Annotated in this window: 13 protein-coding genes and 1 pseudogene; 6 read left to right on the top strand and 8 right to left on the bottom strand. The window is 68.4% G+C overall.

Going from position 1 to position 12,738, the window contains the following annotated elements; genetic code table 11:
• Window positions 1-40: 40 nt before the first annotated feature.
• From ABZ863_RS01630 to ABZ863_RS01610, 5 genes and pseudogenes are all read left to right on the top strand, one after another.
• On the top strand, window positions 41-2,548 hold the full coding sequence (locus ABZ863_RS01630) for a nitrate- and nitrite sensing domain-containing protein (RefSeq protein ID WP_358529683.1): 2,508 nt from the start codon (window positions 41-43) through the stop codon (window positions 2,546-2,548).
• Between the two features lie 5 nt (window positions 2,549-2,553).
• Window positions 2,554-2,964, top strand: a complete 411-nt coding sequence (locus tag ABZ863_RS01625) for a roadblock/LC7 domain-containing protein (RefSeq protein ID WP_358529681.1) — start codon at window positions 2,554-2,556, stop codon at window positions 2,962-2,964.
• Window positions 2,961-3,332 carry a DUF742 domain-containing protein gene (locus ABZ863_RS01620; RefSeq protein WP_358529678.1) on the top strand — a complete coding sequence of 124 codons (372 nt, stop codon included), beginning with the start codon at window positions 2,961-2,963 and terminating at the stop codon, window positions 3,330-3,332. The genes ABZ863_RS01625 and ABZ863_RS01620 overlap by 4 nt, the downstream gene beginning before the upstream one ends.
• A complete protein-coding gene (locus ABZ863_RS01615) occupies window positions 3,313-3,909 on the top strand; it encodes an ATP/GTP-binding protein (RefSeq protein WP_358529675.1) in 597 nt (198 codons plus the stop codon). Before ABZ863_RS01620 ends, ABZ863_RS01615 begins: the two co-directional genes overlap by 20 nt.
• Window positions 3,910-3,971: 62 nt before the next feature.
• Window positions 3,972-4,397 (top strand): annotated as a pseudogene (locus ABZ863_RS01610) (ACT domain-containing protein); the annotation flags it as partial.
• A gap of 359 nt (window positions 4,398-4,756) precedes the next feature.
• Here ABZ863_RS01610 and ABZ863_RS01605 read toward each other — a convergent pair.
• Genes ABZ863_RS01605 through ABZ863_RS01590 form a run of 4 tightly spaced genes read right to left on the bottom strand, consistent with a single transcriptional unit; the run spans window position 4,757 to window position 7,416 of the window.
• Window positions 4,757-5,365, bottom strand: coding sequence for a DUF305 domain-containing protein (locus ABZ863_RS01605; protein WP_358529672.1), 609 nt, complete (start codon window positions 5,363-5,365; stop codon window positions 4,757-4,759).
• 54 nt (window positions 5,366-5,419) lie between these two features.
• A complete protein-coding gene (locus ABZ863_RS01600; RefSeq protein WP_358529669.1) occupies window positions 5,420-5,803 on the bottom strand; it encodes a hypothetical protein in 384 nt (127 codons plus the stop codon).
• Between the two features lie 21 nt (window positions 5,804-5,824).
• Window positions 5,825-6,517 carry a 2OG-Fe dioxygenase family protein gene (locus tag ABZ863_RS01595; RefSeq protein WP_358529667.1) on the bottom strand — a complete coding sequence of 231 codons (693 nt, stop codon included), beginning with the start codon at window positions 6,515-6,517 and terminating at the stop codon, window positions 5,825-5,827.
• Between the two features lie 29 nt (window positions 6,518-6,546).
• A complete protein-coding gene (locus tag ABZ863_RS01590; RefSeq protein WP_358529664.1) occupies window positions 6,547-7,416 on the bottom strand; it encodes a helix-turn-helix transcriptional regulator in 870 nt (289 codons plus the stop codon).
• Between the two features lie 381 nt (window positions 7,417-7,797).
• Between ABZ863_RS01590 and ABZ863_RS01585 the strand changes: the two genes are divergently transcribed.
• Window positions 7,798-8,235 carry a hypothetical protein gene (locus ABZ863_RS01585; RefSeq protein ID WP_358529661.1) on the top strand — a complete coding sequence of 146 codons (438 nt, stop codon included), beginning with the start codon at window positions 7,798-7,800 and terminating at the stop codon, window positions 8,233-8,235.
• Here the strand turns inward: ABZ863_RS01585 and ABZ863_RS01580 are convergent.
• From ABZ863_RS01580 to ABZ863_RS01565, 4 genes are all read right to left on the bottom strand, one after another.
• Window positions 8,219-9,505 carry a heterodisulfide reductase-related iron-sulfur binding cluster gene (locus tag ABZ863_RS01580; protein WP_358529658.1) on the bottom strand — a complete coding sequence of 429 codons (1,287 nt, stop codon included), beginning with the start codon at window positions 9,503-9,505 and terminating at the stop codon, window positions 8,219-8,221. The genes ABZ863_RS01585 and ABZ863_RS01580 overlap by 17 nt on opposite strands.
• Entirely contained in the window at window positions 9,502-10,605 is a 1,104-nt protein-coding gene (locus ABZ863_RS01575) for an FAD-binding protein (RefSeq protein WP_358529655.1), read from the bottom strand. The genes ABZ863_RS01580 and ABZ863_RS01575 overlap by 4 nt, the downstream gene beginning before the upstream one ends.
• Window positions 10,602-12,053: an FAD-linked oxidase C-terminal domain-containing protein gene (locus tag ABZ863_RS01570; RefSeq protein ID WP_358529654.1), complete on the bottom strand. Its 1,452-nt coding sequence runs from the start codon at window positions 12,051-12,053 to the stop codon at window positions 10,602-10,604. The genes ABZ863_RS01575 and ABZ863_RS01570 overlap by 4 nt, the downstream gene beginning before the upstream one ends.
• 162 nt (window positions 12,054-12,215) lie before the next feature.
• Window positions 12,216-12,653: an Hsp20/alpha crystallin family protein gene (locus tag ABZ863_RS01565; protein ID WP_358529651.1), complete on the bottom strand. Its 438-nt coding sequence runs from the start codon at window positions 12,651-12,653 to the stop codon at window positions 12,216-12,218.
• Window positions 12,654-12,738 lie beyond the last annotated feature (85 nt).

The raw sequence follows: 12,738 nt of genomic DNA, 5'->3' as shown, positions 1-12,738 counted from the left end.
CGGGGGCCCAAACGATCACGAAGAGTCGCTGAAAGGGCCTTTGAGCGCGTTGGTTGAGAAGAAGTCCGGAGCACGCATCCGGAGTACGTCCATCCGAGCCAGGGTGCTCGCGATCGCGTTCATTCCCAGCGTCGCCCTGTTGCTGGCGGGCGTGGCGCTGGCCGGCTACCTCGTCTACGACGCCGTCAGGGTCCGCGACCTCGCCACCGGGGTCCACGACGCGGCCGAGCCCGGCGCGCGGTTCTTCGCTGCGGTACGCGAGGAACGGCGACTCACCCTGCAGGCCCTCGCCAGTGGTGGCGCCAATAGTGCTGAGCTGGACAACCAGCGGACCCAGACCGATGGCGCCGCGGTGGCGATCAACGCCGAGCTGCAGGGCATTGCCGGCGAGGCACCGGAGATCGTGCTGCGCAGCATCAACGGCCTGCAGCAGAACTTCGCCCGGCTGCCGCAGTTCCGGCAGCAGGTCGACGCGGGATCGCCATCGCTGCAGGAAGCCTACGACTTCTACAACGCCATCATCGACCACTTCGCGACGGGTCTGAACGGCGTCGCCCAGCAGGCGCCCGACGCCGAGACGGCGTACCTGCGCGTGACCGCGATGCCGTTGTTCATCAGCGCGGACGGCATGTCCCGCGGCGACGCGCTCGCGGCAGCCGGCTTCGCCGGTGGTGGGCTCACCGAGCAGGAGTTCCGTACCTACGTCGGGCAGATCGGTGCCTACCACTCCGGCCTGCAGAACGCCGTCGCGGACATGATCCCCGCGGTTCGCGCGCAGTACGAGCAGCTGCTGGCCAGTCCGGCCTGGCAGGGCCTCACCGCCGTGGAGAACGCCTTCCTGCGGGGTAACCAGACCCAGCTGCCCGTTCCGGAGGCCGAGTGGCGTGCCGCCGCACGCGAGGTCGGCGCCACGCTGATGAACCTCTACATCCAGCAGAGCTCGAACGCAACGGCCATCGCACTCGACGACGCCGATCGGACCCTCCTCACCTCGATCATCGCCGGTGGCGCCGTGGTCGTCATCGCGATCGTGCTGCTGCTGATCGCATGGCGGCTGTCCAACCGTCTGGTGCGGCGGCTGGTGCGGCTGCGTGAGGACACATTGGACCTGGCCGAGACGCGGATGCCGGAAATGGTGCGGCGGGTGCGGGACGGTGACGTGGTCGACCTCGACTCCGAGGTCGCCGTACTCGACCACGGTGCCGACGAGATCGGCCAGGTCGCCGAGGCGTTCAACAAGGCGCAGCACACCGCGATCGCGGCGGCTGTCGAGGAGGCCAAGACCCGTGAGGGCACCAAGAAGGTGTTCCTCAACATCGCCCATCGCAGCCAGGTGATCGTGCACCGGCAGCTGCAGGCCCTCGATGCGGCCGAGCGCAAGCAGGAGGACCCCGACCAGCTCGACATGCTGTTCCGGCTGGACCACCTGTCGACCCGGGCGCGGCGCAACGCCGAGAACCTGATCATCCTCGGTGGCGAGCAGCCGGGACGGCAGTGGCGTAACCCAGTGGCACTGGCCGACCTCGTGCGCGGCGCCACCGCGGAGACCGAGGACTACAAGCGCGTCACCGTCGGCAAGCTCCCCGCGGTGGCCATCGCGGGCCCCGTCGTCGGCGACCTCGTACACCTGCTGGCCGAGCTGATCGACAACGCGACGTCGTTCTCGCCGCCGCAGTCCCGCGTCGAGATCCGCGGTGAGGTCGTCGGTCGCGGCGTCGTGATCGAGGTCGAGGACCAGGGGCTGGGGATCGAGCCGGAGCAGACCGAAGAGCTCAACGAGATGTTGCGCAACCCACCGGACTTCAGCTTCATGGCGCTGTCCGAGGAGCCACGCCTCGGCCTGTTCGTGGTGGCGCGGCTTGCGGCCAAGCACGGTGTCACGGTGACCCTGCGCGAATCCGCTTACGGCGGAACCCGTGCGATCGTGCTTGTCCGCTCCGAGCAGCTGAGCCCCGTGCCCGAACCGGACGACACCCCGGCGATCGAGGACATCGTTCCGGCGCAGCAGACGCCGATCATGCGCCGCCCGCCGCGGCAGCTGCAGCGTGCGGAAACGCCTGTACAGAACGAGGACACGGTGGTGCACAACGGTCCCGTGCCTGGCGAGCCGCCGCAGCGCCAGGATGCCCCCGTTGTCCACAATGGATCCGCGCAGCCCGAGCTGCCCAAGCGCATCCGTGGTGCACGCCAGCTGCCGCCGCGCGAGATGCCTGCGGACGAGCCGACCCATCGTGAACTGCCGCAACTGGAGGCACCGAAGCGTGAGGCTCCGCCGCGGGAAGTGCCACCGCGCGAGGCCCGCCCGCCGCAGGACACCCGGCCGCCGTTGCCCGGTGGGCCGATGTCGCCCGGCAGGCCGCCGTTGCCGCGCAGGCGCCGCCAGCAGAGCCTGGCGCCGCAGCTCATGGATGCCGGCCCGGCGAGCGAGCAGCAGGACGTGCCGGCCGACTCCCCAGACCAGGCCCGCAGCCGGTTGTCCGCGTTCCAGCGGGGTACCCGGCAGGCGCGCGCGCAGGAACCCGGCCTCGACAACCTTTCTGGAGACTGAGACCCATGGCGAACACGGGAGTCAACGAACTGGACTGGTTGCTCGACGATCTGGTGCAGCAGGTCGCGGGCGCCGACCGCGCCGTCGTCCTGTCGGCCGACGGGCTGCTGATCGGCCGGTCCAGCAATCTGTCCGAAGCGGACGGTGAACATCTTTCCGCTGTCGCGTCGGCGTTCCAGAGCCTCGCGCGGGGTACCGGCCGGCACTTCGGCGGCGGTCAGGTACGGCAGACGGTTGTCGAGATGGATCATGCGTTCCTGTTCGTCACCGCGGCCGGGCGCGGCGCCTGCCTGGCGCTGCTCACCTCGGAGCAGACGGACATGGGCCTTGTCGCGTACGCGATGAACATGATGGTCAAGCGGGTCGGTGCGGTGCTGAGCGCGGCTCCCAGAGTTGAGCAGCACAGTGCGCCATGACCGAACAGGACGAGGCGTGGTTCGACGAGGCGGCCGGCCCTCTGGTCCGGCCGTATGCCGTGACGGGCGGCCGTACTCGTTCGGATCAGTTCGGCCTCGACATGATCACGCTGGTGGTGTCGTTGATGTCGGTCACCGAGGCCGCCGGCCTGCCACCGGAGTACGCGAAGATCGTCCGGCTGTGCCAGCGTCCTCTTTCGGTCGCCGAGGTCGCCGCGCACATCGACCTGCCCCTGCCGGTGGTGAAGGTTCTGCTCAGTGATTTGATCGAGCAGAACTACGTGATCTTCCGTAGAGCTGCGCCCGTGAGCGAAACACCCAACAAGCACGTACTGCAGGCGGTTCTCGATGGTATCCGGAAACTCTGACCCCCGGCGTCGGCTGACCGCGACCGCGGTCAAGCTGCTGATCGCTGGCGGTTTCGGGGTCGGCAAGACCACCATGGTCGGTTCGGTGAGCGAGGTCCCGCCGCTGCGCACCGAGGAGATGCTGACCTCGGCCTCGGAGGGCGTTGACGATCTCAACGGCGTCGAGGCCAAGACGACCACCACGGTGGCGCTGGACTTCGGGCGTATCACCATCAACCCCGACCTGATCCTGTACCTGTTCGGCACGCCGGGCCAGGACCGGTTCTGGTTCATGTGGGACGAACTCGCCACCGGCGCGCTCGGCGCGGTGGTGCTCGCCGACACCCGGCGGCTGGAGAGTTGCTTTCCCGCAGTGGACTTCTTCGAGCGGCGCGGGCTGCCGTTCGTCGTGGGCGTCAACTGCTTCGACGGCGCGTACCGCTACGGCACCGAGGAGGTCAGGGCCGCCCTCGATGTGTCCGCGAGCGTGCCGATGCTGCTGTGCGACGCCAGGGATCGCGAGTCGACCAAGCAGGTGCTGATCACGCTGGTCCAGCACGTGATGCGCAACGCGAATCTGCTGCCGACCGGTCGCTAGCGTTAACCGAGGTGTGACGGCGCAGGCGTGCCGGTGTAAACGGCGGCGTGCACGCTGGGGACATGGTGGAGGACAGACCCGGCGCGATGTCGACGACCCTCGAGCTCGTGGAGCTCGCGGCCATGTTCGCGGTGCTGGGCACCGCGGGGCTGTCCACCGAGGCCGGTACCCGGCACGTGGCTGGCCTCGTCGTGTTGTTCAGCCTCGCCGGGCTACTGCTCGTGGGCGCGCTCGCGTATCGCTGGTGGACCCGGCGCCGCCGCGCCGTAGCAGGGACGCGAGACGAGGAGGAACCCGAGGAACCGCCCGGATCGCGGGCCGTCTGGCGTATCCGTACCACCGTGCCCGACACTCCGGGGCGGCTCGCCGCGCTGGCCGCGAGCCTGGCCGGCCGTGGGGTCAACATCGTGTCCGTGCAGGTGAGCACCGTGCCGGACGGCGCGGTGGACGAGTTCCTGGTCGAGGCACCGGAGCAGACCACCGTGGCCGAGCTCGTCGCGGCCACCGCGGCGGGCGGCGGCCGCGACGTGCGCGCGGAGCGAGCCGATCTGCACGACCTCGTCGACGTGCCGACGCGGGTGCTCACCATCGTGGGGCAGGCCGTCGCCTCCGGCGGCGACCTGCCCCACGTGCTGCGTGTGTTGTTCGGTGAGTGCACCGTGCGCGGCGATGACACCGCCGGGGCCACCGAGGGCGTCGAGGGGACGACGATGCGTTTGGTCGACGCGGACGGCGGGCTGCTGGTGCTTGAGCGGCCGACGTTCGCGTTCACCCCCGCCGAGTTCGCGCGCCCGTGCCCTCGTCGACCTGCACGCCCGCCTGACCGCCCCCACCCCGCGCTAGCCGGTCAGCGGTTGCCGAGCATGCCGTTCATGGTGTCGATCTCGGCCTGCTGGGCATCGATGATCGTCTGCGCCAGGCGTTTCGCCTCCGCGCCCTGCCCCTGCGCCAGCTCGGTGCGCGCCATGTCGATGGCACCCTGATGGTGCTCGACCATCAGCTCGAGCCACCTGCGGTCGAACTCGCGGTCACGTAACCCGGCGAGCTCGTCCAGGTGGCCGGAGCCCATCATCCCCGGCATGTCACCGTGCGCGGAGTGTCCCTCCGGCATCTCCTCGCCCCACTGCTGCAGCCACTCCGACAACTGCTGGATCTCGGGGTCCTGTGCCTGTTGGATCTGCTGGGCGAGGTCGATGACCTGCTGGTTGCTCGTGCGTTCGGCAACCAGGTCCGCCATGGTGACGGCCTGCTGGTGATGCGGGATCATCTGCTGGGCGAACGTCACGTCCGCGGCGTTGTGCGTGTCCCGTGCTGTGTCCGCCGGTGCCGAGGCTGGGCTGGTGGGCATGCCGGGCATGTTCCCGTGGGCCTGGTTGCCGGTGTCGCCGCTGCACCCCGCGACCAGCACGGCGGCAGTGATCGCGGGCAGCACGAAGCGCAGAGTTGTTCTGAACATGAATGAGTTGTCCTTGCCTGTTAGTGAGTACGGATGAGCTGGGCGCGAGGCCCATCACACCCGGATCACGCAGGCAAGGTTCAGGATCTGGCGGCCTCCGCGGGGCGGTGGTCCACGTGCCACGGCCGGGCGCCATCCGGCGACACGTACTGGCGGTACGGCATGTCCTGCGAAGCCGAGGAACCAGGCTGTGAGCAGTAGACCACCGACGACGACCAGCACTGCCAGGCACAGGTGCGCCAGCAGGTCATGCGAGCCGTGTGCCGGCGCGGGTTGGTCGGCCGTGGCGTGGGTGTCGGCACGCACCGACACCGTGTCCATCGCCCCCGGCTCGTGCATGGTCGATGCGGGGGCGCTGTGGTGCATGACCACGACCGCGAACACGAGCGCGCCCAGCAGTGCCCACCTCAACAGGTGCCTTGCCGAGCGCCGGTACATGACACCAAGGTAACGGAAAGCTCACCAGTTCAATGAGTAGGTGTGCGGGTAGTTCACGGTGCACACCAACGCGTCACGCCGTGCCGTGCCGCCGCCCACCGGTGCTTCCAGGGGTGTCACCGTGTGCCGGAACCGGGCGTCCTCGAACACGAGCAGATCGCCGGGGCTCAACGTGCCGCGGAACACCGGTTCGGTGTCGTCGTCGAGCCCGTACAGCCAGGTCTGGGCACCTTGGCCGATCTTGTCGACCACGTAGATGAAGATGAACCGCTCGCCGTCCTGGTGCGGCTTGGTGACGACGTTGGTGAAGGTACGGAACAGGTTCACGCCGAACGTGCCACGAGGATCGCGCCATTCGGGCGGCAGCAGCGCGAGCGCGCCACGGATCCAGGCCTCGAACTGCGGATCGGCGAGCACCTCGACACGGCCGTACTCGCGGGCTTCCGGCCGCTCGCCTCGGTTCTCGATGGTGATCGTGTCGTGTTCGGACAGTCGGAGTCCATCCGGCGCCCACTCGAAGCGCACCACGTCGCGTGCGCGCTCGCGGTCCACCGGAAGGTCGTTGGGGTACAGCTTCAGCACTCCGCGGTGGAAGAACGTCCGGTGCAGATGTTCGCGTGCTGAGGCGGGAAAGCCGAGCTCGGCCTCGGTGAGAACGACGTAGCCGTCGGTGCTGAGCTTCTTCTGGCCCAGCTGCACAGCTTCCAATGCCATGACAGGTCCAATGTGGGTGGTGAGAAAGCTTAGGAGAACTGGTCTTGCTTGATGTTGCGGATGAGCGCCCGGCTCTCTTCCGATGTCAGCGAGCTGCGGTACAGGGTTCCGTGGTACTCGCGGTATCGCTCGACGACCTTCGAGCGCTCGATGTGCCGGATGCCGGCGTGGGTCTCGATGTGCACGACGTCGCGGTCGATGTCCTCGCTGAACTCGAAGTAGGCATACATGCACGTGCTCGTGAACAACGGCTGTGCCGAGAAGGGAAAGACGCGCAGCTCGATGTTCGGCGCGGTGGAGCTTTCGATGAGGTGGTCCAGCTGCGCCCGCATGATCTCGGGGGTGCCGACCAGCTGCCGGAGGCTTGATTCGTGGGTCACCGCGATCAGCTGGAGCGGGGGCTGCCCGTTGCGCTGGCGGAGTGCTTCCTGACGCTTCATGCGGAGTTCGACGAGCTGGTCCACGTCGTCGGCGGTCCGCCATTGTTCGGTGCTGCGGTAGTAGGCGCGCGCGTACTCGGCGGTCTGCAGGAGAACGGGGATCGCCGGAATCGTGTAGACCCTGGCAATGGAGGCCTCGGCCTCATAGGCGACGTGGGCACCGAGCTCGTCGGAGATGGTTCCGCTGTAGTCGGTCCACCAGCCCTGTGACTGCGCGGCCTTCGTCCAGCGTTCCAGGCGGCCGGCGATCTGGGTGTCCTCGATCCCGTAGAAGCGGATGAGGTCACGGATGTCGCGTAGTTGCGGGCGCCCCTGTGCATTCTCCAGTCGAGACAGCTTCGACGTGGAGATCAGTAGCGCTTCGGCCACCTCTTCGAGGGTGCGGCCTGCTTCGCCGCGAAGGCGGCGCAGCTCTTCGGCGATGCGACGTCTCGGTACCACCGGGCCTGGATCAGCCATCGGACCTCAATCGAGTGTCGGTCACGGGTCTTCCAGATTGGGATGTCCTCGTGGGAATCCCAACTCGCAGATTGTAGGACATGAGCGAAGAGGTGTGACGTACCAGGGTCTGAACCGCCCAGTATTGCTCCATATGGGGGTACTGAACACTCGTGATTGGCCGCCGCTGGACCTCTTCGTGGTCATGGACTAGGCCACGACGGTGATCTCCGTGGGATCCCAAAAATGGGAATTGCATGGCGAGCGCCCATCACGGGACAATCGTTATGTTGTTCCCACCACGATCCCACCACGTCGAGGCGAAAGGAGCCCTGCGAGCACGAACGTCGGCGCGATCGGAGGGGACATCTGCAAGTCCCGTCGAACAGAGGGAGGTCGACAATGTTCGTGTCGTTGCGATTGGGCTTGTTTGTTCGTGTTGTGCTGGTGGCGGCGTTGGTGGCCGGTGGGCTGATGCTGGTCTTGACCTCGCGCGCCGAACCGCACTCGACCCAGCCGGGTACGCAGTCCGCCACGGCGGAATCGGTGCAGGCCGCCGATGCTCCGGCCGGAACCCGCTACCGCGTCTCAGGGACCGACGGCGTAGGTCTGAACATCCGCGCTTGCCCCGACGTCGACTGCATCAAGGTCGGCTGGATCGACGAGGGCTCGCCGTTCGTCGCCGACTGCTGGCGGCCGGGAACGCCCGTGTCCGGCAACACGATGTGGCTGAGTGGCACGGTTGACGGGCGCGCCGGCTTCGCCGCCGCGCACTACCTCCGCCCGGCCACTGGGCAGGGCGCGCCGAAGTGCGTGGATGCGCTCACCCTGGCCCGCTGACCGGGAGGCCCTGGATCGAGGCGTCCAGGAGCTGGACGGGATGCAGCATCGGGATGCCGCTGTCGAGGTAGCGGCCGATCTGCAGCAGGCAACCGGGGTTGGCGGTGACCAGCAGGTCCGGATTCACCGCGCGGATGTTGCCTGCCTTGCGTCGGCCCAGCTCGGCGGCCGCCTCCGGCTGGACCATGTTGTAGATACCTGCCGAACCGCAGCACAGCTCCGCCTCCGGCAGGTCTACGACGTCCAGCTCCGGGATGGTGCGCAGCACCGCCCTCGGCTCCGCGCGGATCCCCTGCGCGTGGCCGAGGTGGCAGGCGTCGTGATAGGCGGCCTTCGCTCTGATCGGGTGCCGTTCCGCCTGCGGGCCCAGCTCGGCGAGCAACTCGTTGACGTCGCGCACCTTCGCGCTGAACGCGCGCGCCCGCTCTGCCCAGACGGGATCGTCGCCAAGCAGGTCCGCGTACTCCTTCATCGACGAGCCGCAGCCCGCGACGTTCACCACGATGTTGTCCACGGGCAGCTTCTCGAACGTCTCGATAGTCCGGCGTGCGTGCTTGATGGCATGTTCCTCGCGCCCAGCGTGTAGACCCAGCGCGCCGCAGCAGCCCTGGCTCCGCGGTGTCAGCACCTCGCAACCCTCGGCCGCCAGCACCCGCTGCGTCGCCACGTTGACCTGGTGGAAGAACACATCCTGTACGCAGCCGGACAACATCGCGACGCGCCGCCGTACCTCGCCCTCCGGGCGGACGCGGCGGGGCAACGTCGCGAATGCGTCGCGCAGCTGTACCGGCGGCATCAGCGCCTGCGTGGCACGTAGCCGTGGGGGCAGCACGCGTTCTGCGATCCGGGCGAGCCCGAGCTTCTGGTAGGCCAGGCCGAAGATCGCCGCTGCACGCAGCCGCCGCCGGTAGGGGAACAGGGCGAAGATGCCGTCACGGAACAGCCGGTCGGAGCGGGTGCGCGGTACGTTCCGCTCGATCTGCGGGCGCGTGGTTTCCAGCAGGCGGTTGTATTGCACACCCGACGGGCACGCCGTCACACACGCCATACAGCCGAGGCAGGCATCGATGTGTTGAGTGAAGGCCCCCGATAAACCGATCTCCCCCCGCTCGGCAAGATCCATGAGGTAAATGCGGCCACGCGGCGAGTCCATCTCCTCGCCCCACAGCTGGTAGGTCGGGCACGTCGGCAGGCAGAAGCCGCAGTGCACGCAGTCGTCGAGGAGTTCCCGCGAGGGTGGGTGCAGCGCGTCGAAACTCGACTCCGTCACGAGGTCGCCTCCCTGGTACCGAACCACGATTCGAAGCGGCCGGGGCAGAGCCTGCCGCCCGGGTCGAGCTCCCGCTGGACTGCCTGGAGCACGCGGATCGCCGAGGGGGGCTGCCCCCAGGCACGCATGCCCTCTTTCGGCCGCCGCCGGGTCACTGACGTGCCGCCCACTGCGGTCACCGCATCATGCACCCTGCCGACGTCGTCCAACGGCACGGTCACCGTGCCGATCCCCGTGCCGAGCCCGGCCACCGCGGTGCCACCGCACTCTGCGAGCAGGCCTGGCAGCCGGCTCGGCCGGCAACCAAGGCGTACGACGGCGTCGGTGACCCGTTCGGCATGGCGTGCCCAGGCCGCCTCGGCCGACTCCTCGGACAGCACGGTCGCGCCGAGCGTGCCGGCCAGGTGGCGAGCCCTCGCCTCGGTGCCGTCCGCTGTCCCCACCAGCCGGACGAGTAGCGTGCCGTCGGCCCATTCCAGGCTGACCGGTTCGACCGCGCTGTGAAGTGCCGTCGCGGCGCGTTCCGCGGCCGTCGGGAGCGAGCAGTCGAGCGCCACGGTGCGGGTCGCGGCGGGGATGGGGTGCAACCGCAGCACAACCTCAGCGAGCAGGCCGAGCGCGCCGTACGAGCCGTGCAGCAGTTTCGCCAGGTCATAACCGGCGACATTCTTGATCACGTGCCCGCCGGAACGGGCGACAGTGCCGTCCGCGAGCACGATCGTCGCGCCGATCACCAGGTCCCGCAGCGAACCGTAGGTCAGCGCGAGGGGGCCGGAGTCGGCGGTCGCGATGAGCCCGCCGACCGTGGCGCCCTGCTCGGCACGTGCCGCGTCGAACGCGACCCGCTGCCCATTGCCCGCGAGCTCGGCCTGCAGCTCGCGCAGTGGAGTGCCAGCGCGCACCGCCACCGTCATGTCCGCCGGGTTGTAGGCGAGCACGCCGGTCATCCGGGTGGTGTCCAGCACGGTTGCCGCCGGCTCCGGTGCGCCTGCCCAGCCCGCGGCCGTTCCGGCGCCTTGGATCTGGACCGTGCCCGTTGTGTCGGCGAGTGCTTCGTGCGCGCTGCGCAGGTCTGTGGGGGCGATAAGGGTGACCGTCATAGCCGCTCGATCACTCCCGCTTCCTCCAGCGGATGGGGCCGGAACTTGCCGGGCCGCTCGCCGCACAGCCGCGGCGTGGGCAGCAGCTTGCCCGGGTTACACAGCGTTGCCGGATCGAATGCCGACCGCACCCGGCCCATCGTGGCGATGTCGTCGATCCCGAACATGCGCGGCATCGAGCATGCCTTGTCGGTACCGATCCCATGCTCACCGGACAATGAGCCGCCCAGTTCGACGCACAGCTCGGCGATTTCCTTCGACAACCGCTCTGCGCGTTCGTGCTCGCCGGCGTCCTCGTCGAAGAGCACCAGCGGGTGCAGGTTGCCGTCCCCGGCGTGGAAGACGTTGGCCACACGCAGGCCCGCGGCGCGGCCCATCTCGTCGATCCGGCCGAGTACCTCGGCCAGCCGGGTTCGCGGGACCACCCCGTCCTGGACGAAGTAGTCCGGGCTGATGCGGCCGACCGCCGCGAACGCCGCCTTGCGGCCCTTCCAGATCTTGGCGCGCTCAGCCGCGTCGGCCGCGATGTGCAGGCGCGTGCAGCCGTGGCGGTCGCAGATGGCCTTGACCTGCTCGAACTGAGCGGCGCATTCGCTGGTGGGACCGTCGAGCTCGACTACGAGCGCCGCAGGCGTCGTCAGGGTGTATCCGGCGCCGACCGCTTTCTCGGCCGCCTGAATGGCGAGGTTGTCCATCATCTCCACCGCGGCCGGCACGATTCCCATGGCGATGATGTCAGTGACCACCTCGCCCGCCGCCTGCACAGACGGGAAGTCGGCGAGCAGCGTCCGCACCGACTCCGGGACCCGCAACAGCCGGACGGTGATCTCGCAGGCGATACCGAGCGTGCCCTCGGAGCCCATGAAGACACCGCGCAGATCGGGGCCGAGCTGTTCGCCCGTGTCGCCACCCAGGGTGACGATCTCGCCGTCGGGCAGCACGACCGTCATCGCCAGCACGTGATTGGTCGTGAAGCCGTACTTGAGGCAGTGGGCGCCGCCGGAGTTCTCGGCGACGTTCCCGCCTATCGTGCAGACCTGCTGGCTGGACGGATCGGGGGCGTAGTAGAGACCGTAGGGCGCGGCGGCACGGGTGATGTCGAGATTGGTCACCCCAGGTTGCAGCACCGCACGACGGTCTACCGGGTCCACCTCGAGGACGCCGCGTAGCCGTTGCAGGGAGATGACCACACCCTCGGCCACCGGCAGCGCGCCGCCGGACAGCCCGGTGCCCGCACCGCGTGCGACGAACGGGACACCGTGCTCGTGGCACAACCGTACGGCGGCGGCCACGCTCTCGGTGTCGAGGGGGAGCAGCACCAGGGCGGGCATCTGGCGGAAGCCCGTCAGACCATCGCATTCGTAGCTGCGCAACTGGACGGGATCGGACAGCACATTCGGCCGTCCGACCGCCGAGGCCAGCGCATCATGCACGGCCGCGTCGAGCATCCTCGCCCACCTTTTCGCGTTGCGGAATCGAAATATCGTTCCTAGGAAAACGGTACATCCGTCTTGTGGGGACCCGTCAAGCCCGCGTGCTGGGACCGAAAGGGTGATGGCGTCGGCCGGGGCGGCCCGGACCGAAGCCATCACCGGGTCCAGTGTCGTGTCTCAGGTGCTGATCTCCTTACGGCTCTCGCTGCTCTCGATCGCGATCTTGCGGGGCTTTGCCTGCTCTGCGATCGGGATGCGCAGTGTCAGTACGCCTGCCTCGTAGCTGGCCTTGATGTGGTCGGTGTCGAGTGTGTCGCCGAGGAACAGTTGCCGGGAGAACACGCCAAGCGGCCGTTCGGATACCTGCATCTCGATGTTCTCTTCCCGGTGTGCGGGCCTGCGCTCGGCCTTGACGGTCAGGATGTTGCGCTCGACATCGAGCTCGATGGCGTCGGCAGCGACGCCGGGAAGGTCGAAGGACACGACGAACTCGTCACCAGCGCGATACGCGTCCATCGGCATCGCGGTCGGCCGTGACCAGGTGCCGGGAACATTGCCGAGCATCTGGTGGGTCAGCCGGTCCAGTTCCCGGAAGGGGTCGGTGCGCATCAACATTGCCTCCACCTCCTGTCTGTAGGCCTGTCGTCCTGCTGCTACGTTTGTAACACGTCGTCTTTTGGTTGACAAGAGTCGACGTCAT

It is taken from the genome of Saccharomonospora sp. NPDC046836 (genome assembly GCF_040645195.1).
GTDB lineage: Bacteria > Actinomycetota > Actinomycetes > Mycobacteriales > Pseudonocardiaceae > Prauserella_A.
This window is presented reverse-complemented; position numbering and strand designations above follow the sequence as displayed.